Source organism: Arthrobacter gyeryongensis (assembly GCF_039543785.1).
Lineage (GTDB): Bacteria > Actinomycetota > Actinomycetes > Actinomycetales > Micrococcaceae > Arthrobacter > Arthrobacter gyeryongensis.
The window spans coordinates 1-22,904 of sequence record NZ_BAABKK010000027.1 but is presented as its reverse complement, the minus strand read 5'-3'; the positions used below and the strand labels follow the sequence as shown (position 1 = coordinate 22,904).

Sequence of the window (22,904 nt, the reverse complement as noted above, 5' to 3'; positions counted from 1 at the left end):
ATTGACGGGCGTGGATTAAGTCGCATACTATTTTTGGTACGAGTGATGCAGACCACAATTCTCAGCGGAACTCAGCCCCTGCCGCACTGCGAGCCCCAAGCCCCTTTCACACTCAGGAGATCCGCAATGACCGCTGGTCCCACCGTTCCGCCGACGGCACTGACGCCGTCCGCTGACATCGCCCCTTCAACCACCCACGCCGGCACCGGACATGCCCGCCGTGCTGCCGTCGCGAGCTTCATCGGCAGCACGCTCGAGTACTACGATTTCTTCATCTACGGCTCGGCGTCAGCCCTGATCTTCAACAAGATCTTCTTCCCCGGAATCGACCCGGCACTGGGAACCCTTCTTTCCATGGCGACCATTGGAATCGGATATTTCGTCCGTCCGCTGGCCGCGAGCGTCATCGGACACTTCGGCGACCGCATCGGCCGCCGCCAGATGCTGGTGCTCACCTTGGTCATGATGGGGGTCGCCACGTTCCTCATCGGGTGCCTGCCGCCCACGGCAGCCATCGGCGCTGCCGCCCCTCTCCTCCTGGTTCTGCTGCGTGCCCTGCAGGGCGCTTCCGCCGCCGGAGAATCGGTTGGCGCTGTCACCATGACACTGGAGCACGCACCCAGCAACAAGCGGGCGTTCTACGGGAGTTGGGTCAACACCGGCGCTGTCGCCGGCATCATGCTCGCCTCCCTGGCCTTCCTCGCGGTGTCTCTGCTTCCGCAGGCTGAATTGCTGAGCTGGGGCTGGCGCTTGCCATTCCTCGCGAGCATTATTGTCGTGGCCGTGGGCCTGTACATCCGGCTTCGCCTTCCCGAGTCCGAGGTGTTCGAATCGGCAAAGGAATCCGAGAGCTCCAAGGAACTTCCGCTGAAAGTCGTCCTGCGGGACCACTGGACCACCATCATCAAGGTCATCTTCTTTGGCCTATGGAGTGTCGTCTCCTCGATCTTCGCGGCCTTCGCGCTTGCCTACTCTGGAAAGTTCGGGATCCCCGCCGCCCTCATGCTCACCGTCACCATCGTGACCGCGGCCCTCGGGATCGTCGTCCAGCCATACGCAGGCATCCTCGCCGACAGAATCGGCCGCAAGCCCGTGTTCATCGCCGGCAACATCATCTGCGCCGCATCGGCCTTCGCATTCTTCTGGTCAATCAGCGCCGGCTCGATCGCGCTGATCTTCGTCACGGCCATCATGTTCATGACGGTCGGTTATGGCTTGGTCAATCCGCTCGGCCCCTCGATGACGGCCGAGATGTTCGAAACCCGGATCCGATACACGGGTGCAGCAACAGCCTCGCAGCTCGGGTTGATTGTCACCGGATTCGCGCCGACCATCGCAGCCGCAATTGTGCAACCCGGCCCCAACGGCTGGGTGCCCGTCGCCGCTTTCACCGCCGGCTGCTGCCTCGTCTCCGCCGCAGTGACGGCCATTTGGGTCAAAGAGACCTACAAAGTACCCACCGAAGCGCTGGGCAAGAAGACCTCCAGTCCGTCTTAAGCTTCCCCGGAGGAGGTACGGCTTCGTGCCTCCTCCGCGGGCCGAACTCCCTCAACCCAAAGGACCGCCTACGTGAGCCCGTTCCCCGTACTCATCGAGACCGACGTCGAAACCCGCATGACCGATGGCACAGTCCTGCGGTCAACCGTCTACCGCCCCGCGGACGACGGCGGCGGACGGTTTCCGGTCCTGCTCACCAGAACTCCTTATGGCAGGGACCTCGCGGTGAATTCCGCCTATTTCAACCCCGCAACCGTAGCGGCCGAGGGCTATGGAGTGATTCTCCAGGACTGCCGTGGCCGGTTCGGCTCGGACGGCATCTTCACTCCCTCAATCAACGAAGCCTCCGACGGCGCGGAAACCGTTGCCTGGGCCGCCGGGCTGCCGTGGTCCGACGGCAGCGTCGGAATGTGGGGCCGTTCCTATTTTGCCGAGACCCAATGGCGCGCCGCATCGTTGTCCCCGGGCGCCCTGCGTGCCCTGGCGCTCGGCATTTCGGCCGGAGGAAACGCCAACAACGGTGCCCTATACCGGGGTGGAGCCCACGAGCTCGGGAGCAGGCTTGGCTGGGGCCACGCCTCAATCTCCGTCAACGAACTGCTCCGCGAGTTCGACGAAGACCCCGGGCGCCGGGAAAAGGAACTCGAATCCTGGCTCGATCTTGACCGCGGCTTCGCCGATGGATCGCTCTTCGACACACTTCCGCTGCGCAGGCTCTCCCCGAAACTCGGAACTTTCATGAATTCCCATGTGCTGCCGTCCGCGGGTGAGGATCCGGGCAGCCGCTTCACCAAACTGTGGGACGCCGCATCGGCGGTGCCCGTCCCGCTGCCTACCCTGCACATCGGCGGCTGGTTCGACATCTTCGCACCCAACACCCTCGAACAGTACGGAAAGCAGCTCGAGTTGAGCCGGGTCCAAGGCTCCCCCCGGCCCCGCCTCATCGTCGGCCCCTGGACCCACACGAACTTCACCGGCGCCTACCCGGACATCAACTTCGGGATCGCCGCGGCGTCAGGGATGATGAACGGTTTGGGCGACTTGTCGCGGATCCACACCGACTGGTTCGACGCCGTCCTCAAGAACCGGCCGGAGCGCCTTCGCCGCGTTCCCGCGGTGTTGCTCTACTTCATGGGCGAGAACCAGTGGCGCGGCTTCGAGGAACTCCCGGTTCCAACCAGCGAACGATCATGGTACTTCGGACGTGACGGCTCCCTCGCCCCCGGGCCCGAAGCAGACGGCATTGCCGAATACGACTACGATCCCCTCCACCCTGTGCCCACAGTGGGAGGAGCCACGATGATCCACGGCACCTTCCCTGCGGGACCCGCGCGGCAGGAAACCGTCGAAGAGCGTGAAGATGTCCTGGTCTTCACCAGCGAAGCCTTCACCGAGCCCCTGACCCTGTTCGGAGAAGTGCAGGCCAGTTTTTTCGCCTCCACTTCCGCCGTCGACACGGATTTCGTGGTGCGTCTTTGCCGGGTAGCTGCCGACGGAACATCCATTTCGCTGGCGGACGGAATCGTCCGGGCCTCCTGGCGGGACAGCTATGCGGAGACTGGACGCTACGCTCCTGGCCACGTGCCTTCCCTGGTAGAGCCGGGCAGCATCCACGAATACACGGTGAGCCTGTGGCAGACCGCGTACACTTTCGCACCCGGCGAACGACTCCGGGTGCAAGTCACCTCCAGCTGCCATCCGCGCTGGGACAGGAACCTGAACACTGGCAAGCGCGCCTACGACTCCGACGAGACCATCGTTGCCCGGCAAAGCATCCACTTCGGTGAGCTGCACCCGAGCCGCCTGATCGCGGGCATACTGTGACCGCCGACCGGACGGCGGCGCCCGGACTGTCTTTCTTCGCCGAAGTCTCTGTCGACGTCGGGCCGCCGGTCGACGTCGGGACCACGCCGGAGGGGCACCGCCGGATTGTGCCGATCACCGGAGGGTCTTTCCACGGCTCCCGTGTCACCGGCAAGGTCCTCCCTGGCGGTGCCGACTACCAGATACTGCGCAGCCGGGAGCTCACCGAACTGGATGCCCGCTATGCCTTGGAAACGGACGCTGGACTGCGCATCTACGTCCACAACACGGCGCTCCGCCACGGCACGGAAGAGGACATCGAGCGACTGAACCGCGGCGAGCATGTCGACCCCGATCGCATCTACTTTCGCTGCTGGCCGCGTCTGACCAGTTCTGCGCCTGAACTCGCTTGGCTCAACAACCGTTTGGCTATCGGAACCGCCGAACGCCATCCCGACCGGGTGGTCGTGCGGATCTTTCTGATCGACTAACAGCACCGTCGACGGCGACCGTGAATGCCGCCGTCGTGACCTACTTTGAGCTGGTTAACAACGCCAATCGACGGACCGGAACGGCGGTCGCGTAGGGATCCCCGAAAACAAGTAGGGACTACTCAAGACAGCAATCGACCGCAGTCCTACTGTGTCGGACAGCGTCCATGCCACAAGAGATGGGCGGATTGCAACGACTGGGCCCGGACTGGCGAGGGGCCACAGCCAAAGAAGCAAGGGGGCTTGCTGAATGGACTACCCGCTTCTCACGAACCGGGGTAGGTGCATCGCCTACGCAAACGATCAGGAGAAAGACCGACTCCTTACCAGGCCCGCCCTCCCAGCCTAGGCAGACGGGGCGAAGGCCTTTCGCAGCACAATGCCGGACCCAGCCGACGGGCTGAGATTGGGGAGAACGTGGACGGGCAACAATGGATATGGGTCGTAATGGTCCTTGTCGGAGCCGCTTTGGTAGCCGTTGTGATGGTCTTTGGCCACCAGCGGCGCAGGCTGGTTGACAGCAAACGCCTCGCAAGACATCGCGACGGGGAACCCGGGAGTCCCACGGACAACGTCGACAGCCCGGATGACGAGCCTGCGGCCCGGAGTCCCCACCACTAGGACGGCCCGGGTGCCCGCCACCCACATCCACAAGTAGGTGACACTCACCAAAATACTGTCGTTCCCACACGGCGGCTTGAGTGGCGGCTACCTGTCTTTCGGCCCTGCCACCCGGTTTCTTCCGGGTCTCCTGTGCATCCAGTAGCGGAGCGATCCCCTGCGTGGAAACGGGTGGGGCTGACAGGCTAGTCGCGAACTTGACCGGCGTGTACAGTCGATCTTCGCAGCCCCTTCCGGTGTCACCGACCGGGTCCGAGGAGTAAGGAGTGACTGTGACGCTGCCTGCAGTCGACAAACGCGAACAGCCGGAAGGCGAGCACGGAAGCCCATCCCGTGCTTTCGCGTCGAAGTCTGCCGCCGGTCTCATCGTCGGCCTAGCCCTCGTTGCACTGTTCGCACTCGTGCGGGTGCTGGCACCATCCACGCCGGAAGTCTTTGCGCTTCCCAACGCCGCCCGCGACTTTGCCACGCTGTCGATCAGCGTTGTCATCGAGTCCCTGCCGTTCGTCTTCCTCGGGATTGTCCTCTCGATCGCCGTCCAGATCTGGCTGCCGGAGGGCCTGCTGCTCCGCCGCCTGCCCCGGAGCCCGGTGTTGCGGAGGCTGGTCCTCTCGCTCCTAGGAATGCTGCTGCCTGTTTGCGAGTGCGGCAATGTTCCGCTGGCGCGTGGTCTGGTGGTCAACGGCCTCAGCGTTGCGGAATCGATGACCTTCCTGTTCGCGGCACCCATCCTGAACCCCGTCACCATCGTCACCACCGCGCAGGCGTTTGGATGGGACAACGGCATCCTGGCCTCCCGCGTCCTGGGCGGTTTCCTCATCGCCAACCTTGTCGGCTGGATCTACAGCCGGCATCCGCGGCCCGGGGAGCTGCTGACCGCCCGGTTCCAGGAAACCTGTTCGGTGGCAGACCACCACGCCGGCTCGGCCGGGAGGATCAGGCGCAGCGTGCAGATGTTCTCGCAGGAGACGCGCGCAATGATGCCTGCCCTCTTCGTTGGTGCGGGCATGGCGGGGCTGATCCAGGTTGCCGTTTCCCGGGAAGTGCTGGTGGCCCTGGGCGGCAACCCGGTCTGGTCTGTCCTGGCGTTGATGTTGCTGGCCTTCGTCGTCGCGATCTGCTCAAACGTGGATGCCTTCTTTATCCTGTCGTTCGGAGCAACCTTCATGCCGGGAGGCATCGTGGCTTTCCTCGTCTTCGGGCCCATGATCGACGTGAAAATGCTCGCCCTGATGCGCACCACGTTCACTGCGAAGACCCTCCTTCAGCTCAGCTTGCTGGTGGCGCTTTGCGCCGCGGTCCTCGGATTGGCGGTCAACTATGGTCATTAGGCGGCTCGTGGGCCGCTGGCAGGGCGTGGTCCTCAGCCTGATCGGCCTGATCGCGACAGTCTGGCTGGGCTTGTCAGGGCAGCTTGCCTTGTATATCCATCCACGGTATTTCGTGTTCACGGTCATCATGGCCGTGATCGCAGGAGTGCTTGCCCTGGCGGCCTTCGCCTTTGCTCCCACTACCCAGGACGCGCACGCGCACGACAACGGGCACGAGCACGAGCACGGCGATGAGGCCGGTTCGCGATGGGGCTGGCTGTGGCCGGTCGGGAGCGTGCTGACCATCATCGCCGCCGTCGTCGCCTTGCTGATCCTGCCGCCGTCGACCCTCACTACTGCCACTGTCGCACAGCGGGACCTCAACGGCTCAGCATCCGCCCTCACCCTGAAAGCACCCGCGCTGCCGGACAAGGGAGACTACTCCGCGTTCACGGTGAGGGACTGGGCATCATTGCTTCGGTCCGGCGCTGGGCAGGACTTTTTTGCCGACAAGACTGCCACCGTGACAGGGTTCATCAGTGCGGACAAGACAGATCCAAACGTCTTTTTCGTGACCCGTTTTGTGGTGACCTGCTGCGCCGTTGATGCCCAGCCGATTGGCGTTCCCGTTTATCACCCCGGTTGGCAAAACGAATACAAAGCGGACAGCTGGGTCACGGTCACCAGCAGCTTTCGCGCCAACCCCAACGCGGCCAGTCGCGAGGCAATCGTCCTGATTCCGGACTCCATCAAGCCCACCACACAGCCGGCACAGCCCTATGTCTACTAAGCGCCGTCCCGTCTCAGCCAAGCGGGCCGCGGCGATTGCGGCCGCGGCAGAGCTCCTGGCCGGACGCCGTTTTGCCCGGCGCCTCTACGGCACCATCGCGATTCTTGCAGTCCTCGCGGGCGGGTTGACGGTAGCGAATCTTTCGAAGCTCCCGCACCCCAATTCCACCTCTGCCCTGGCCCGCTCCGCCACTCCTGCCGCCTTTGCGCTGTACACCCTGCACAGGGACACCGGCAAAGACAACACAGGGCTGAAGAAGCCGGACACCATCCTCGGCACAAGCCTCGCCGGCAGCGATCAGGGCACGGTCATTGTCAGCGCCCCCCGCATCCAGGAATATGCCGCCCTTCCCTCCGCCCTTGCCGTCGTAACCCTCAACGACGACAACACCAGCTCGCTCGAGATCATCCCCCTCACCGGCGGCCCGCCCACACTCGTTCCATTGCCGGGCCTGGGGACAGTGGCGAATCTTCACGCGGCAGGATCCAAGCACCTCATTGGTTTCACCTTCACCGCTTCTTCGGGCACCGGCCAGTACTGGAAATCACTCTTCGTGTACGACGTCGACAATCCGTCCTCGGGCCTGCGGGCCATCCAGGGGATCAACGGTCCGGTCTCGGCCGCGGACTGGCGCTTCGTCCCGGGCGGGGCCACCTTGGTGGCGCAAACCGACGACCAGTCCATGTTCATCATTGATGCGCTGGAAACCGGCAAAGTGTCGCCTCTAGGCGCGCATGCCGGGATCCTCGGATTCGTCCCCGGCACCGACGAACTCGCCGTCGCCGATGCAGCGCTGAAAAAGGGCATAGACCCGCCACGGTACTCGACCATCAACGTCACCACCGGCACACTCACGACGCTCACCCTCCCCGGCGCTTTCGTACCCGATGCCGCGAACGGGGTCACCACCACCGCGGGCCAGCCCCTGGTCCTCGACGCTTCCGGCCAGTACGCGCAGGTAGTGAGAAAGTACGACGGCGGGAAAGAGACCTCTTTGGTCAATCTCACCGACAAGAACGGCTCGCGCACGCTCTACCAGCCTGACGCTACGTGGTCACGCATCCTGGACACCTGCGTCTCTCCGGCCAGAGACTACCTCGCCGTCGAAACAGCCGCACCGCGATATGCCGGCGACCAATACCCCGTCCTCCCCGAGCCGACCCCCATACGGACCGACCTTGTGGACGTGAAATCGGGCACGGTCCTGAAAAGCGTTCCCGGTTTCCTCCCCAACTGGTGCGGTTGAGCGAACCCGGGCAACGGCTGGCTCCGTAGGTCTGATGGTCCGCAACCCGCACAAAGAAAAACACCCCGGTCCGAAGACCGGGGTGTTACCGATGACCCGTCTCATCACAACCCTTGACGGGAGCGGCTCCGACATGTCGTGTCCTAATCCGCGGACTAGCCAAGCCGGCCGCGAAGCGCCGGCTTGGGGACATGCCCCATGCCCGTGCCCGCTCCACTGATTTCGATGAGTTGGCCTTTTTCCTTGCCTAGATCGTGACCGTGCGGCGTTTTGTTCCACTTATGACGAGTGGACGGACGAGCCAGCTCCCACAAAACACCGTACGCGGACCAGCTGGTGAAGGCCCACCACAGAGGAGTGAGCAGCAGGAACTTGATGCTCCCGTATCCACCTCGGTTCACACAGGCTCCAACGAGCTGGTAGAAAAAGAGCAGGTTGCCGGCGACCATCAGCAGTGCTCCAACTATCGGGACAGGAAATAGGCTTTCGACCAGGGTCGATCTTGTCATGACGTAGATGACTGTCAGGCCCCAGAACAGCGGATTAAGCAGCAGGCTAACCGGCGTGCCCAACATTAACAAGTTGTAGCAAAACCATCGCCGGAAGCCCATCTGGCGGGCAGTCTGGTATGGCTGGCGGGTGTAGACAAGGCCGGTCTGTAGAAAGCCTTTCAGCCATCGTCGTCGCTGCCGGTTCGCTACGCCCGGCCGGGCGGTCGCTTCTTCTCGAGTGACGGAATCGATCATGGCGATTCGGTAGCCCCGGGCGGCCAGCGCACCGGCTAGCTCCGCATCCTCGGTTACGTTCCAGGGGTCCCATCCACCGATACCTTCGGCTCCGGGTGGAAGCACGTCGTGGCTTAATGCGGTCCTGCGGAGGGCGTCGGTCCGAAAATGGTTGGAGGTTCCTCCCAACGGCGGTATGAGACCGAGTTTTGACAGTCCGGGAAGGACGCGTTCGAAATGAATTACGTATTCGCTCCAGTAGAATCGGGTAATCCATGACGAGTCCTCGTTCCAGAAGAAAAGCCGCGCCTGCACGCAAGCAAGGTCGCGCCCGGATGCCCGAAACGCCGCGACCGCTTTAAGGAGTTGATCGTGATCGGGCCTGTCTTCGGCATCGTAAATGACCGTGTGAACACCTGTGGCCTGAGCGAGCCCCATGTTCAGCGCCTTGGGTTTGCCTTTGGGGGCGAGATCAGGAATGACAACGGTCGTGTACCGCTCCGGGAGGTCAAGACCGATGGCTTCTGCACGGGTCTCGGTGTCGTCCTCTTCAAGAAGGAGCAGCACCTGCAAGCGGTCCTTCGGGTAGCTCAGCCCGTCTATCGAGCCGACGAGGCTACCGAGCATGTTCGCTTCCTTGTAGAGAGGGATGAGCACCGTGTAGGTGGGCAGATCCGGATCATCAATGCTCACGGGTTCGATGGCTGGCGGAACATACCGCCGGGAAGCTATATGCAGCGTCAGCTTCAATCCCACAAACAGAACGTAGAACAGGAGTGCTGCGGACACCAAGACGGTGGCCGCCGGCCTCGGCCATGCGACCAGGCAGGTGAGGGTCGCGGTCCCAATAACAAGAATGAGGATGAGTTGTCCCAGGCTCAACAGGTCGCGTGCGGTCTTCCTCGAAGGGGCGGTACCCCGTGGACTGTTTTTCACGCTCTCTCCTTGTAAATGGAGTATGCATCGTTCGCATAGGCCAGATCGTAATTATCAAGTAGTCGGCTGTTGTGGAGGTCCTGATAAACCTGGTCTTCAGAGCGCATGACAATCCACCGAATGTTGCTGGCCACTGGGTCGTTCAGAGCCGGCTGCCATGTCTGGTAGCTTCCCTCATAAATGGTTTTACTGGGCGGGATCTGGGTCTTAAATAGCAATATTTCATTTCCGAATGACTGCACCAGCACTTTGCCTTCGCTGTAATGGGCCCGCAGAAAACTGCTCGCTTCATCAATAGACTTCCGCTGCGAGTTTTGCGACATTCTGGTGGCCTCCGAGAGCGTCACGATGTTATTCGTAGCTAAGTTGTTGACGGAGACCAGGACTGCTATGGAAACGCACAGTGGACCAATGAAGGTTGTCACCTTGATATGCTCGCGGAAAGAATTAGCTAGGTATCCGATAAGGATAGATCCGGGTAATATAATGAGCAGTCCGAAGCGGGCGTTGTAATTGTCTCCATTCAACGGTTCGATGTGGAGTGGGCGCTGTCCCTGCTCGAGTGCAATCACGAAGAATGGAACCAGGGTCAGAAGCGACAGCGATGGAAGCGTGGGTAGTGCGAAGCGTTCCTTTGCCACAACTGCGACGAGGCCGAGCAGCGCCATCAAACTCACTGCCACGGAGAGATTGTCGACGATGGCAAGGGAGTATGTTTCGAGCGAGTGCCACCAATTTCCGATGTTTTGGTCTCCCGCATCCACCCAGAGGGAAGGCTTGGCGTACGGACCATTTTCAAAATCAAACGCGTTGCCGAAAATGATCAGATTCCAACCCAGCCATGCAGCGACACCGAGGCCGCCAACATAGACGAAAGCAAGAGTCAGACCTTCGAGGCGGAGGTAACTGTAGCCTTTGCGCCGGGCTGAAAAAATCACAACCGCGACCAGGACGGCGAAGAGCACCCAAGCTTCATAACGCGTCAGGGTTCCAACGAGCCCGGCTACTCCCGCGCCGAAGAGGTACCGGTGATGGTCGGTTTGGATCCAGCGTTGTACGCCGTACACCATGCCGGCCATGCATGCGAACAGTGGCAATTCGGTCATCGGAGTGCTTTGCATATACAGCACATTCGGGTTTGTCATGAAGACCGCGGCCGACAGCGCTCCTGCCAGCTTGTTCCCTGTGAGAGTCCAGGTGATTTTGTATAACAAGCCGGCAGTGACCACAAAAGCAGCCATCGAGGGGATGCTACCGGCGACGCCGCTGTAGTAGAGGCTGTCCACCCAGACAAATGGAAGAGCCAGCAGATGCGGAAGAGGAAGCCACACACTGCCCAGCTGCGCGAACCCCGGTGTTGCGCCGTCGATTACCCGCCGCGCGATCTCCAGGTGTGACACAGCATCGCTGTATGACAGAATCGTGTCCTTGCCGTAAAAGTAGGCAAATGCCGCGACCGACAATACCGCCGCGAAGACGATCAGCCAGCGTTGTATGCGGTCCGGCCGGCTTATTGGCCTGACCGTCTCCTCTTTCGGAACCTGAACTGTCATGCCGCACTTCTCCGAAGAGCCTGTCGCACGTGTAGCAGCCCCTTGAGGGATTCCCATACGACGTGCGGGTCGGCGCCCGACGAAGTGCCGTGCTGGCGGGCGTAATGCGGCACGCCCACTTGGACGATTTTGTACCCTGCCCGATGAGCGAGCACCATCATCTCCGGTGAAATAGTGGCGTGCTGACTAGTGAGCTGAGGGGCAAGATGCAAGAGAGCGTTGCGGTTGAAGATCTTGAAGCCGCAGTCCACGTCGATAGCCTCGTGCCCGAGGAGGAACGTGGATAGGACGCTCCAAGTCTTTCCCATGACGCGACGCTGGAGGTTGTCGGCCCTGCCCAGACGATAACCGATCGCTATGTCGCTTCCAGAAGCGACGGCGCTGTCTTTCAGTCTGCCGATATCGGCGGGCATGAACTGGCCGTCCGCATCGCAGAAGCCGACCCAGTCGTGTCCTGTCTTGAGGCCTTCACGGAATCCCGTACGCAGGGCCGACCCATAGCCTTCATTGTGGTGATGACGAACGAATGAAAAGCAGTCGGAATTCGCCCGCTTGAGGGTCTCCAGCACCTCAGGCGTGTGGTCGGTGCTGCCGTCATCGACGACTATCACGGTAAAGGGTTCGTCGCACTCTTGCAGGTATGTGATCGCTTGATCGACTACCAGAGGCAGGTTTTCAGCCTCGTTCCATGCGGGCATAAACAATGCTGTCCCTGGCTTGGTCATGGCGACGCCTTTCGGATCGGAATACAAGAAAATGATTAAAAAGAAATGTGCAACATGTGCTGGCTATGGTCGCGAGAATCACAATTAGCTCCGTCGGAGACGGTAGGGTGGCGTAGATTGCGACAAAGGCGGCGGCATTGATGAAAGCTGCCGCTACGGCAAGGATGCAGTACTTCGACCAAGTCGCCACGAGGCGCCAGCCGGTTTGTCGCTTTGAATCGCGCCAAGTGAAGACATAGCTCAAGGTGAAGTTCAATTGAGCAGAGACAACGAAACCGATTCCGTTAGCCACCCAGGGCAGGAAATACGGTTCAGTCAACTTCATTAAAGCCAGCTGAAGGAAAAGGCATATCATCCCCACGGCGGCAAAGCGCAAAATTCTCCGTACCATCACCCCAACCCCCATTTCACAGGATGGATGCAACCAGCGCGCATTAGAGCGGCGGACTTCATGTCTTCTTTGCTTGCCGGAATGACCGCATTTTTTGTTTTACAATCAATGGTCTTCCGTTTCGCCTTTTGAGCAAACAATTTCCTTGGGAATGGATTTCAGCATATTTGATCCCTGGCATAAAGGAATGAGTGGGAAATACTTGGATAGGAAGTCAGGTCCACCTGCAGCGGCCTTGCACTACTTGGAATCTCCCGAAGGGATCGCCGGCACTAGCCCGCGGATTACATCGGTGACGTGCCACGGGGCGTGTTTAAGGGGTGGCTTGTGAATTCGTGAAATATCCAACTGTGAGTCTTGGTGTGGCTGGTCTAGGACTGGCTGCCAAGGTTGGTGTCGGTTGTCGATCCCGGTTGTGGCTCGATATCCGGCTGGCCGGGCTTCGCGTGCCTTCTTAGCGACTTGCCCGCGCAGGGATGGGCGGCCGGCGCCGACCTGGCCCACTTCAGACGGTGTCAGAACGACACCGCACCTTCTCGGCTACCACGACGCGAGCTATACACGACGGAACCGCGGCCGGATGAACGAAACCAACAAGGTCCCCCCGTCCAAAACAACAAGGTTCCGCCGGGTTGGTACCGCGAGTCGCCTGTCATCCTGCGCAAACTGAAGCGGCCTGAGGGGAGGTACGGATCCGCCTGACCCCATCCGGCTGGTTACTCAGGGAGTGCCGGTTTCTTCGACCGGCTCACCCCGGCCGGGCCCTGCTGGCAGCCGGTATCGAGAACGAACTCATCTACGTAGCGCAGACCACGCTGCTGTTTGGCGACGCCAAGGAAGCGCTTACCAAGGTGTTGAGCGCTGTCAAGGCGCTGTAATTTCGTTAACCAGTTCCAGAGTGCTCGTGGGGCATGAGTGGCACATAACCGGGTGAAGCACACTCGCGACGTGGTCGGATGTGACGCCGTACGGTCAGCGCAGGTCTTGCGGGGGAGCACTCCCATCCGTGACCGGTTGTTCCGGCTTCGATTGGACGGTGAGTGTTGTGGGTAAACTTTCGATGCAAAAGAGGGCGACGGCCCGGCGTCGCGGGGCCCTTTGGGGCGCCATCGGAGCGTGCACGGCGATGGCGCTGGCACTCCTGAACGGTTTTGCCCTGCCGGCGTCGGCCGCCGGCGCCGTGTCCATCACGGTCACGTCGAACCCCAGCCCGGTCGCGACCGGCCAGTCGCTTGCCTACACCATCACGGTCGTCAACACCGGGGGTTCCGCCGCATCCGCTGCCACGATCACCGACACCCTGACCGGTGTTGCCGGCGGCAACGGGGGCGCTCCGGCTCTGAGCACCAACTTGGGTAGTTGCGCCTATAACACCGGCCAGGTGACTTGCACCGCGGCGAGTCTCGCGGCCGGTCAGGTGTGGGCGGTGACGATCGCGGCGCAGGTGACGGTCGCAGCGGGGATGCCGCTGTCAGACACCGCCACGGTGACGGGCACCGAGTCCTCGACGCAGTTCAGCGCGTCTGCGACCACCAGCACCACCGTCAGCCAGAACCTGCCGCCCGGCTTCGCACAGACCCAGCTCGCCCACGGGCTCAGCAAGCCGGTCGCGTTGGCCTTCGCCCCCAACGGTGACATCTATGTCGGGGAGCAAGGCGGCACGATCCTGATCTACCGCAACGGCGCCGTGCTCGCCAATCCGGTCGTCAAGCTGCCCAACGTCGACAGCTCGGGTGAGTCCGGATTGCTCGGGCTTGCCTTCGACCCGAATTTCTCCACCAACGGGTACCTCTACCTGTCCTACACCGTGTCGACCACGAACAGCGCGGGAACGGTCCAGCCCTTCGCTCAGCTGTCCCGCTTCACGGTCGTCAACGACACCATCAATCCGTCAAGCGAGACGGTCTACTACCGCGGCAACCAGACGCAGAATCTGCACCACCCCGGCAACGACCTGAAGATCGGCCCCGATGGCAAGCTGTGGTGGAGCGTGGGCGACAACGTTCCCGCGATCAGCAACGCCCAGACGCTGACCAATATCTACGGCAAGATCCTGCGATTCAATCGCGACGGCACCATCCCAGCCGACAACCCGTTCGTGAACGTACCCAACGCAGTCAAAGCCATCTATGCGTACGGCTTGCGCAACCCGTTCCGCCTTACGTTCCTGCCGAACGGCAAGGCCATGACCGAGGACACCGGGTCGAGCTACTGGGAAGAGCTGAACACGATCCAGCCGGGTGGCAACTACGGGTGGGACTTCTACGAGGGCGACTGCGGGAGCTGCGGTGCCATCAACCCGGCCTACGCCTACGGCCACTATGAGACTGACGGCGCCGCGTCGGCGATCGCGGCTTACACCGGGTCGGCGTTTCCCCAGCAGTACAACCACGTTGTGTTCTTCGGTGACTACGGCCGCCGAAACATCGAGGCCGTGACTTTCGACCCCACTTACCAGACCGAGACATCCGACACCGTCTTCGACAGTGCGGCCGGAACCATCGCCGACCTCGCGGAGGGCCCGGACGGCAATCTGTACTTCGTAAGCGTCTTCGAGGGGACCTTCACCAAGATCTCAGCGGTCGGTCCGTTCCCGCCCACCGCCTCGGTCACTGCGACCCCGAATGCGGGGGCTGCGCCGCTGCAGGTACAATTTTCCGGGACCGGCTCCAGCGACCCTTACGGCCTGCCGCTCAGCTACTCGTGGAACTTCGGTGACGGCTCAGCCGTTTCGACCGCCGCGAGCCCCTCGCACAGCTACGCCAGCAACGGGACATATACCGTGACCCTCACCGTGAACAACGGGTCACAAACGGGCGTGGCCTCGACTCAGGTCGTGGTCGGGCACACCCCGCCCTCGGCGTCGATCAGCGCACCCGGCACGTACAACGCCGGGGACACGGTGTCATTCAGCGGGGCCGCAAGCGATGCGGCCGACGGCACGCTGCCCGCCTACGACTACAGCTGGAAGGTCGATTTCTACGCCAACGGCGTAGCGCAGCCTTCTTACACCGCCGATGTGGCCCACCCGTTCTACGGCCCAACGAGCGGCATCACGTCCGGTAGCTTCCAAATCCCCACGGATCCGTCCCAGACTCCTTCGACGTTCTACCGGATCACGCTCAGTGTGACCGACTCGCTCGGGATTCAGACGGTCGTGACCAAAGACCTCCACCCCAATCTCACGACATTGTCGGCCACCGCGAACGTCGCGGGGGCGGGGTATGCGATTGACGGCAAGTGGCAGACCGGTCCCTACAGCAGCCAGGACGTAGTCGGCGTCAAGCACGTCCTGGCGGGCATGGCTCTCGTGCAGACGACCGCCGGCACCCGGTACAGGTTCGCTGGCTGGGCCGATGGCAGCGCCCTGACCGATGCGATAACGTCTCCAGCGGGCGGTGCGACTTATACCGCCAACTACGCCGCCGTCTCCGCCGCGCTGCCGTCGTCATGGCAGAGCGTCGACGTGGGCAGCCCCCTGATGGCCGGAGCCGCGGATACCGCGACCGATTCTGCCGGCAACCAGACGTTCTACCTCGACGGCGCGGGAGCCGATGTCTACGGCGCGAACGACCAATTCCACTACGTCTACCAGACCCTCAGTGGTGACGCGACGATCGTCGCCCGGGTCCGATACCAGTCCAACTCCAGCCCGTGGGCGAAGGCGGGCGTGATGATCAAGCAGTCGCCGACCGCCGGAGCTGCGTTCGTGGACGCGCTGGTCACGCCCGATGTAAGCCCGAATACCCCGAACGTCAACGGTGTGGGCTGCGACGCTGACGGCTGCCTCAGCCCGCTTCCACCGGTGACCCCGGCCATGGGGTACGGCGCGCGGATGCAGTACTCTGGATCGCACTCAGCCACACCGAAGACTTATCCGGCCGGATACAGCAACCCGAACAAGTGGCTGAAGCTGCAGAGGGCCGGCGACACCTTCACATCGTGGATAAGTTCCGACGGGGTGAGCTGGTCCCAGATCGGCATCGCCACGGTCAGCATGAGCGGCCCCGTCACGATCGGCCTGTTTACCACCTCGCACAACATCGGCCAATACAGCACGGCGGCCTTCGACGACGTCCGGATAACCGCGGCAGCGCCACCACCTCCCCCAGCCCCGCTGCCGTCGCCGTGGGCTGACGGCGACGTGGGCTCCCCGGCCATCGCTGGCTCGGCGAGCTACTCCAACGGCGTGTTCACCGTGAACGGGGCGGGGGCCGACATCTACGGGACGAACGACCAGTTCAACTACGCCTACCAGCCGGTGAACGGCAACGGCACGCTCATCGCCCGCGTCACCTCGCAGTCAAACACGAGCTCGAACGCGAAGGCGGGGGTCATGTTCAAGCAATCGACGACCGCGGGATCGTCGTACTTCTTGATCTCGGTCGCTCCGGGAGGGGGCATCAAGGTCCAGTACAACTTCAACTCCTCCGTCGGCGGCGGCACGTACACCTTCCCGAACGTGTGGATGAAACTCACCAGGTCGGCGGGAATGTTCACCGCCTATGTGTCCGCCGACGGCTCCACCTGGAGCCAGGTGGTGTCGAAAGCGATCACGATCACCGACCCCGCAACATTCGGTCTCTTCGAATGCTCGCACAACACCAGCGCCCTCGGAACGGCGACCTTCGACAACGTCAGCTACACCCCCGGACCGTAGCCACCCATGGCCGGGTTCGTCCGAGCCCTCATGAACCAGACACAAGGAGCATCAGACGTGGATTCCGAACAGCGAGCCGGAGTCGGGCGGCATAGGGCGGCATGGCGCCTGCACGGCACCCGGCTAGGGCGGCGACCGGCGGCAGTGGCCGCCGCCTTAGCGCTAACCGCGAGCACCCTCGCCGGCTTTGCGACCGCCTCGGCGCCGGCTGTTGCGGCAACATACCAGGACTGGCCGACGTACCTGCAGAACACCTCACGAACGGCGGCGACGACCGACCCGAACCTGAGCGTCGCCAACGCGTCGTTGTTGAAGCTGAACTGGACCTCCGCGACCGGCGGTCCCGTCGTCTCAGAGGCGGCCGTAGTAGGTACGACCGCCTACGTAGGGTCTTGGGATGGCTACGAGTACGCCGTCAGCACCATCGATGGGTCGGTGACCTGGAAGACGTATGTCGGCATCACCAATGACGCCGCGTGCAATCCGGCGACCCTTGGCGTCACTTCCTCGGCCGCCGTCGTCAACGGCGTCGTCTATGTCGGCGGCGGCGATTCCTATTGGTACGCCCTCAACGCCACCACCGGTGCCGTGTTGTGGAAGGTCTACACCGGCGACAACAGCCAGACCGGCGCTCACTACAATTGGTCGAGCCCGCTCATCGCGAACGGTTCGGCCTACGTCGGAGTGGCCAGCAACTGCGACAACCCGCTCGTGCAGGGTCACCTAATGAAGATCGATCTCACGTCCAACCAGGTGGCGGCCGACTACAACTTCGTGCCCAGCGGCCAGCTCGGTGGCGGTATCTGGACGTCACCGACGTACGACACAACGACCAACACCGTCTTCGTGTCCTCTGGCACCCTGAACAACTACACGCAGACCCAGTCGCAAGCCATCGTCGCCCTCGACGCCACCACCCTTGCTTACAAGAGCTCCTGGCAGCTCCCCTTCGAAGCGGCCGTCATCGACTCTGACTGGGGCACGACGCCGACGCTCACCACCGACGCCAGCGGCGACCAGCTCCTTGCGGTCGCGAACAAGAACGGCATTCTGTACACCTTCAACCGCAACAACCTGGCGGCCGGCCCGATCTGGCAGCGGCAGATCGCCATCGGCGGAGCCTGCCCGACGTGCGGCAACGGCTCTATCGCGTCGGGGATCTTCGCCAACGGCGTGCTGTACTTCGCCGGCGGGAACAACGTGGTCAACGGCCGCGGTGCCGGTGGCTCGATCACCGCCTTCGACCCGGGATCTGGCAATACTCTGTGGGTACGCCAGACTGATCAGCCGATCTTGGGGTCTCCGGCCTACGTCAACGGAATGATCGGTGAGGTCGAGGGATCGACCTTCGAGGTCGTCAACGCGTCTAACGGCGCACTGCTGTACTCCTACGTGCTGCCGGCCACCGTCTACGGGGGCGTCTCCATAGCCCAGAGCCAGTTTTACGTGGGCGCGTTGGACGGCAAGCTGTACGCCTTCGGACTGGGCGCCACACCCGCGCAAACACCGACCGATCCCAATTGTCCCGCCGGTTTCACCTGCCAGGACATCCACAAGCCACCTCGCGGCAGCGAACAGACCACTGGTGGAGCGTTGACGGTGACGGCAAGCGGATCCGGTATCAAAGGCACCGGCGACCAGTTCAGATTCATCTCGAAGCCCGTCACCGGCGATGCCCAGACGAGCGCCCAGATCGTTTCGCAAACTGCTCCGCCCGGTCAGGCTCAGCAAGCCGGGATCATGGTCCGCCAGAGCGTCGACGTGGGATCACCATTCTTCGCTGTGCTCGCCTATCCCAACGACAGCCCCCCGGACCTGCAGGTCTGGTACCGGTCCTCGTTCGCCAAGAACCCGGTCCTCTTGCGAAAAATGGCCTCTCCGACGCTGCCCGTCTCAGTCATGATCCAGCGCACCCGCAACCAGTTCAGCGCCGGCGTCTCCACTGACGGCAGCAACTACCAGTTGATCGCAGGGGCCTCAGCCACCGTCGACCTGCCGACAACTACCCTGCAGGGGCTTGCCCTCGACTCAGGATCGTCGACGAACTACGGGACGGCGACCTTCGCCAACCTCGCCGTCGGCACTACAGTCACCACGGCCATGAGTCCCCAGGCGCCCGCAGACCCCTGCCCGGCTCCGTGGACGTGCGCGGATCTAGGCAACCCGAACCCTGCCGGTGACACCACTGTGTCGGGCGGCTCGTACACCCTGGCCGGTGTTGGTTCTGGCTTCGGCGGGTCCTCCGACTCCACGCATTACGTCTACCAGCCGGTTACTGGCAATCAGTCCATCAGCGCCCAGGTGGTCACCCAGTCCGGGGCGCCAGCCAAGGCCCAGGACGGCCTCATGATCCGAGCCAATACCGCCCCCACCTCGCCGATGTACAGCGTCTTCCTCAACCCCGGCGGAAGCGCAACGATTCAGTGGCGTGTCTACGACGGCATCAAGACCTCCCAGACGGTCCCGCTGACCGGGACGACCTCGCCGGCATACCTGCAGATCGTCCGCTACCAGGACACCCGCTTCAGCCCGCCGCCGACGTTCCTCTCCGCCCTGACGTCACCCGACGGGTCCACCTGGACCCCGGTGCTCGGCTCGACCGTCGCCATCGACCTCGGTTCGGGCTCGTACCTGGCCGGTCTGGCGGCTACCGCCGGGACAGCGAACGCCACTGCACCCGCCGTCTTCAACAATGTGGCCATCAGCCCGGCGGACACCCCGCCCCCGGGGATCTGCCCGCAGGGCTTCACCTGCGGTGACATCGGGACCGGGATTCATCCGGGCAACCAGATCTATCTCAATGGCACCTGGACCGTGCAGGCCCAAGGCACCATCTTCGGGGTGTACGACACCTTCCGCTTCAGCTATGAGAACTTCCCGGACGCCCCGGCCAACTCGGCCAACGGTGACGGGACCATCAGTGCCCGGGTCGTGTCCCAAACAGGCGGCACCGGCTGGATGAGATCCGGCGTCATGATCCGCTCCGGCACGGATCCCCAAGCGCCGTACTACGGCGTCTTCGTCACCCCCCAAAACGGCGTCGTCGTTCAATGGCGACCAACGAAGGCCGCCCAGGTCACCGAGGATGTCCTTCCGGTATCTCCGGCAACGACAGCACCACTGTGGGTGCTGGCGTCGCGATACACCGACACCGTCCACAACGTTGTCTACTACAGCGCATTCACGTCGACCGACGGCGTCAACTTCACCTTCGCGCCCGGCTCCACCACCACTCTCAACCTCCCCGGGCCGCTGGTCGCGGGCATCGCCAGCGACGCCAACAGCACCAGCCTGTCCTCGGTGGCGACCATCGACCACGTCGCAGAGCTAGGTGGATCGAACCCGCCACCGAACCTCTGCCCTTCGGCCTGGAGCTGTACCGACATCGGCGGTGCCCTGCCGCCCGGCCAGGACCAGCTCAGCGCCGGCACCTGGAGCGAACTCGGTGGTGGTGGAGACATCTGGGGGACCGCCGACTCGTTTCACTTCGTCTCGCAGACCCTCAGCGCCGATGGGTCGGTGACCGCGCACGTCCTCTCCCAGCAGAACACCAGCGCGTGGGCCAAGGCAGGTCCCATGGTGCGGGCCACGACGGACCCCGGCTCGCCGTACTACGGCGTCTTCGTGACCCCGGGCAACGGGGTCGCGGTACAGTGGCGCACGACCCAGGGCGGGAGCAGCGGCCAGCTCCTGACGTCGGGCACCGCACCGGCCTATCTGATGATCGGGCGATATACCACGACGGGAAGCAATCCGAATTCCTACTACACGGCCTACACGTCCCCGGACGGCAGTACGTGGACCGCTGTTCCGGGTTCGACCATAACCGTGAACCTGACCGGACCGCTGCTCGCCGGATTCGCCATCACCTCGCACAATCAGGGCACGGGTTCAGCCGTCACCCTGGACTCCGTCGGTGTCACCGCTGGCGAACCCGTCCCTCCCGGGGTCTGCCCCAGTGCATGGCAATGCGCGGATATCGGCACGGCGACACCTGCCGGTGGGCAGAACCTCTCGGGCGGCGTGTGGACCCTCCAGGGTGGCGGGAACGACATCTGGGGTACGGCCGACGCCTTCCACTACGTTTGGCAGTCACTGTTCGGGGATGGGTCGATAACGGCCCGAGTGACGTCACAGACGAACACCAGCGCGTGGGCCAAGGCCGGTCTCATGATGCGGGCCAGCACCGATCCCGGATCACCGTACTTCGCGGTCTTCCTGACCCCGAGCAACGGCATCGCCGTGCAGTGGCGGACCGCCCAGGGTGCGACCTCCAGCCAAGTCCTGACAGCGGGAACGGCGCCTGTGTACCTGCAACTGACGAGGACCGGTAGCACGTTCGCGGCCGCCACGTCCAGCGACGGCACCACCTGGAATCCGGTGCCGGGGTCGACGGTTTCGCTGGCGAACCTTTCCGGCACCTTGCTCCGCGGCTTCGCTGTTACCTCGCACAACACGGGGGCGATCTCCACCGTTGGAATCGACTCAGTGACGACAACGCCGTGAGAAAGGGTGTAGTTCAATGGGCCGGATCCGTCGCACGTTAGCCACGCTGCCGCTACTACTGGCTGTAATCACAGTAACGACCGTAGCTGGCCCGAGCAGCCACGCAGCGGTCAAAGTGGGGTCGGTGAGCGGCCTGTCGGTCTTCGTCGGCTACGCCGAGGACAAGGAGATCAACACGCCCGACCCGGCGTCGTTCCCGGTCCCCTGGGCGGGAGCGCCGAACACCGCATTTCTCGGCGGGACCGTTCCCGGCCAGACCGCATGCGGCACCCTCACGGTGTGCTACGACGCCGGAGCGATCCGGCTCGACAACAACGGATCTACTCCAGTCACCGTCGGCAGCGTCTCGGTCGACATCCACTCCTCGATCACCGGCGGCAAGGTATTCAACAACCTCTGGGGCTCGTTCACGGTCCCGGCCGGCAAAAGTGCGATCCTGACCGAAAACCCACCCACCAACAACCCGGGCTACGACAACTTCGATACGAGCGGGTACCCGCCCAACATTTGCACCGCGGTCACCGTCGCGCCGACGGTCACGATCACGATCGGCGGGGTCGCCACCACACTGGCGGACAGCACGCACGTTCTTGACACCGGTGGCATCGACGCTGGGTATTGCGGGCATAACGAATCGATCCAGTGGCGTCCGATCGGCGCTGCAGGTACGAACGCCGCGTCTCTTCGGCTGAACCCCGGCACCATCACCCGGTTCGCCGGTCAGCAGGTCACCGAGACCGCGTCCCTCCTCGACGGCGGTGGCGCCGGACTACCAAACGTCACCGTCAAGTTCATAGTGACCAGCGGCCCCGATGTTGGCCTGTCAGGGAGCGCGGTGACCGACATGCGCGGCAACGCATCGTTCACCTATTCGGGAGCATCGCAGGGTGAGGACGTTGTGGCCGCCAGCGTCACAACGGTTGGTAGCTTCCAGTCCAACCCGGTGCGAGTGATGTGGACCAACAATTCGTCCGCGGGTTGGAACTCGGCCGACATCGGCAGCGCAACCCCGCCCGGCAGCCAGACCCTCGACCCGACCACAGGCACATGGACGATCCAGGGCGGAGGCAACGACACCACAGGGACGTCCGATCAGTTCCACTTCCTGTGGCAGAACCTGTCGGCCGGCGGAGGCATCGGCGCCCACCTCGCGTCGCAGACCAACACGAGTTCGTCGGCCAAGGCGGGGGTCATGCTCCGGACGAGCACCGACCCTGGCTCGCCGTACTACGCGGCGTTCGTGACGCCGGGTAACGGAATCGAGGTGGAAGATCGGGCCGCCCAGGGAGGGACGACGACCACGGTTGTCAATCCGCCCGGAGCCGTCCCGGCCTACCTGTGGGTGGCCGGTGATGGGAGCACCTTCACGGCATACACCTCCACTGACGGCTACGTCTGGAGCCCGATCCCCGGCTCGACCGTATCCCTGAACCTCGGCTCCGCCCTGCTCGCCGGATTGGCAGTGACGTCGCAAAACAGCACACAGCTGAACGCCGTGACGGCCGACACGGTGGCGGTCAGCACCGCTCCACCGGCCCCGCAGCCGCCGCTGACCTGTCCGACACCCTGGGCGTGCGCGGATATCGGCAATCCGGCCCCGACGGGGAGCCAGTCCTTCGATCCCAACACCGGCACCTGGACGATCAACGC

14 protein-coding genes are annotated in these 22,904 nt (G+C 63.1%); 9 read left to right on the top strand and 5 right to left on the bottom strand.

All coding sequences use genetic code 11. The features are described from left to right. Window positions 1–126: 126 nt before the first annotated feature. The 3 genes from ABEA18_RS18730 (at window position 127) to ABEA18_RS18720 (ending at window position 3,791) form a co-directional block, all read left to right on the top strand. Entirely contained in the window at window positions 127–1,497 is a 1,371-nt protein-coding gene (locus ABEA18_RS18730) for an MFS transporter (RefSeq protein WP_345451654.1), read from the top strand. Between the two features lie 72 nt (window positions 1,498–1,569). Next, entirely contained in the window at window positions 1,570–3,321 is a 1,752-nt protein-coding gene (locus ABEA18_RS18725) for a CocE/NonD family hydrolase (RefSeq protein ID WP_345451652.1), read from the top strand. Continuing rightward, entirely contained in the window at window positions 3,318–3,791 is a 474-nt protein-coding gene (locus ABEA18_RS18720) for a DUF3237 domain-containing protein (protein WP_345451650.1), read from the top strand. Before ABEA18_RS18725 ends, ABEA18_RS18720 begins: the two co-directional genes overlap by 4 nt. 345 nt (window positions 3,792–4,136) lie before the next feature. Here the strand turns inward: ABEA18_RS18720 and ABEA18_RS18715 are convergent, their stop codons facing one another. Continuing rightward, the gene (locus tag ABEA18_RS18715) at window positions 4,137–4,460 is read right to left on the bottom strand and encodes a hypothetical protein (protein ID WP_345451648.1); all 324 of its coding nucleotides are present in this window, start codon (window positions 4,458–4,460) and stop codon (window positions 4,137–4,139) included. 230 nt (window positions 4,461–4,690) lie between these two features. On the opposite strand from ABEA18_RS18715, the gene ABEA18_RS18710 reads away from it, so the two are divergent. From ABEA18_RS18710 to ABEA18_RS18700, 3 genes are read left to right on the top strand one after another with little or no spacing between them, the layout of a single operon-like run. Then, window positions 4,691–5,743 carry a permease gene (locus ABEA18_RS18710; protein WP_425550552.1) on the top strand — a complete coding sequence of 351 codons (1,053 nt, stop codon included), beginning with the start codon at window positions 4,691–4,693 and terminating at the stop codon, window positions 5,741–5,743. Further along, window positions 5,733–6,512 (top strand): TIGR03943 family putative permease subunit, encoded by a 780-nt coding sequence (locus ABEA18_RS18705; protein ID WP_345451645.1) that lies wholly within the window; start codon window positions 5,733–5,735, stop codon window positions 6,510–6,512. The genes ABEA18_RS18710 and ABEA18_RS18705 overlap by 11 nt, the downstream gene beginning before the upstream one ends. Next, window positions 6,502–7,758, top strand: coding sequence for a hypothetical protein (locus ABEA18_RS18700; RefSeq protein WP_345451644.1), 1,257 nt, complete (start codon window positions 6,502–6,504; stop codon window positions 7,756–7,758). Before ABEA18_RS18705 ends, ABEA18_RS18700 begins: the two co-directional genes overlap by 11 nt. Window positions 7,759–7,913: 155 nt before the next feature. On the opposite strand, the gene ABEA18_RS18695 is transcribed toward ABEA18_RS18700, so the two are convergent. The 4 genes from ABEA18_RS18695 to ABEA18_RS24715 all read right to left on the bottom strand — a co-directional run bounded on the left by ABEA18_RS18695 (window position 7,914) and on the right by ABEA18_RS24715 (window position 12,088). After that, entirely contained in the window at window positions 7,914–9,176 is a 1,263-nt protein-coding gene (locus ABEA18_RS18695) for a glycosyltransferase family 2 protein (protein WP_345451643.1), read from the bottom strand. Between the two features lie 239 nt (window positions 9,177–9,415). Continuing rightward, window positions 9,416–10,972 carry an ArnT family glycosyltransferase gene (locus tag ABEA18_RS18690; RefSeq protein WP_345451641.1) on the bottom strand — a complete coding sequence of 519 codons (1,557 nt, stop codon included), beginning with the start codon at window positions 10,970–10,972 and terminating at the stop codon, window positions 9,416–9,418. After that, the gene (locus ABEA18_RS18685) at window positions 10,969–11,697 is read right to left on the bottom strand and encodes a glycosyltransferase family 2 protein (protein ID WP_345451639.1); all 729 of its coding nucleotides are present in this window, start codon (window positions 11,695–11,697) and stop codon (window positions 10,969–10,971) included. Before ABEA18_RS18685 ends, ABEA18_RS18690 begins: the two co-directional genes overlap by 4 nt. Continuing rightward, on the bottom strand, window positions 11,648–12,088 hold the full coding sequence (locus tag ABEA18_RS24715) for a GtrA family protein (RefSeq protein WP_425550551.1): 441 nt from the start codon (window positions 12,086–12,088) through the stop codon (window positions 11,648–11,650). Before ABEA18_RS24715 ends, ABEA18_RS18685 begins: the two co-directional genes overlap by 50 nt. A gap of 1,036 nt (window positions 12,089–13,124) precedes the next feature. Between ABEA18_RS24715 and ABEA18_RS18680 the strand changes: the two genes are divergently transcribed. The 3 genes from ABEA18_RS18680 to ABEA18_RS18670 form a co-directional block, all read left to right on the top strand. Next, window positions 13,125–16,748: a PQQ-dependent sugar dehydrogenase gene (locus ABEA18_RS18680; RefSeq protein WP_345451637.1), complete on the top strand. Its 3,624-nt coding sequence runs from the start codon at window positions 13,125–13,127 to the stop codon at window positions 16,746–16,748. 57 nt (window positions 16,749–16,805) lie between these two features. After that, window positions 16,806–21,254 carry an outer membrane protein assembly factor BamB family protein gene (locus ABEA18_RS18675; protein WP_345451635.1) on the top strand — a complete coding sequence of 1,483 codons (4,449 nt, stop codon included), beginning with the start codon at window positions 16,806–16,808 and terminating at the stop codon, window positions 21,252–21,254. 124 nt (window positions 21,255–21,378) lie between these two features. Beyond that, window positions 21,379–22,904 (top strand): hypothetical protein (locus ABEA18_RS18670; protein WP_345451633.1); only part of this gene is annotated, 1,526 nt, incomplete at its 3' end.

Excerpts from the sequence above, each read along its gene's own strand:
- ABEA18_RS18730 (WP_345451654.1), top strand. The coding sequence starts at position 127 with ATGACCGCTGGTCCCACCGTTCCGCCGACGGCACTGACGCCGTCCGCT.
- ABEA18_RS18705 (WP_345451645.1), top strand. The coding sequence starts at position 5,733 with ATGGTCATTAGGCGGCTCGTGGGCCGCTGGCAGGGCGTGGTCCTCAGC.
- ABEA18_RS18700 (WP_345451644.1), top strand. The coding sequence starts at position 6,502 with ATGTCTACTAAGCGCCGTCCCGTCTCAGCCAAGCGGGCCGCGGCGATT.
- ABEA18_RS18690 (WP_345451641.1), bottom strand. The coding sequence starts at position 10,972 with ATGACAGTTCAGGTTCCGAAAGAGGAGACGGTCAGGCCAATAAGCCGG.
- ABEA18_RS18685 (WP_345451639.1), bottom strand. The coding sequence starts at position 11,697 with ATGACCAAGCCAGGGACAGCATTGTTTATGCCCGCATGGAACGAGGCT.
- ABEA18_RS24715 (WP_425550551.1), bottom strand. The coding sequence starts at position 12,088 with ATGGTACGGAGAATTTTGCGCTTTGCCGCCGTGGGGATGATATGCCTT.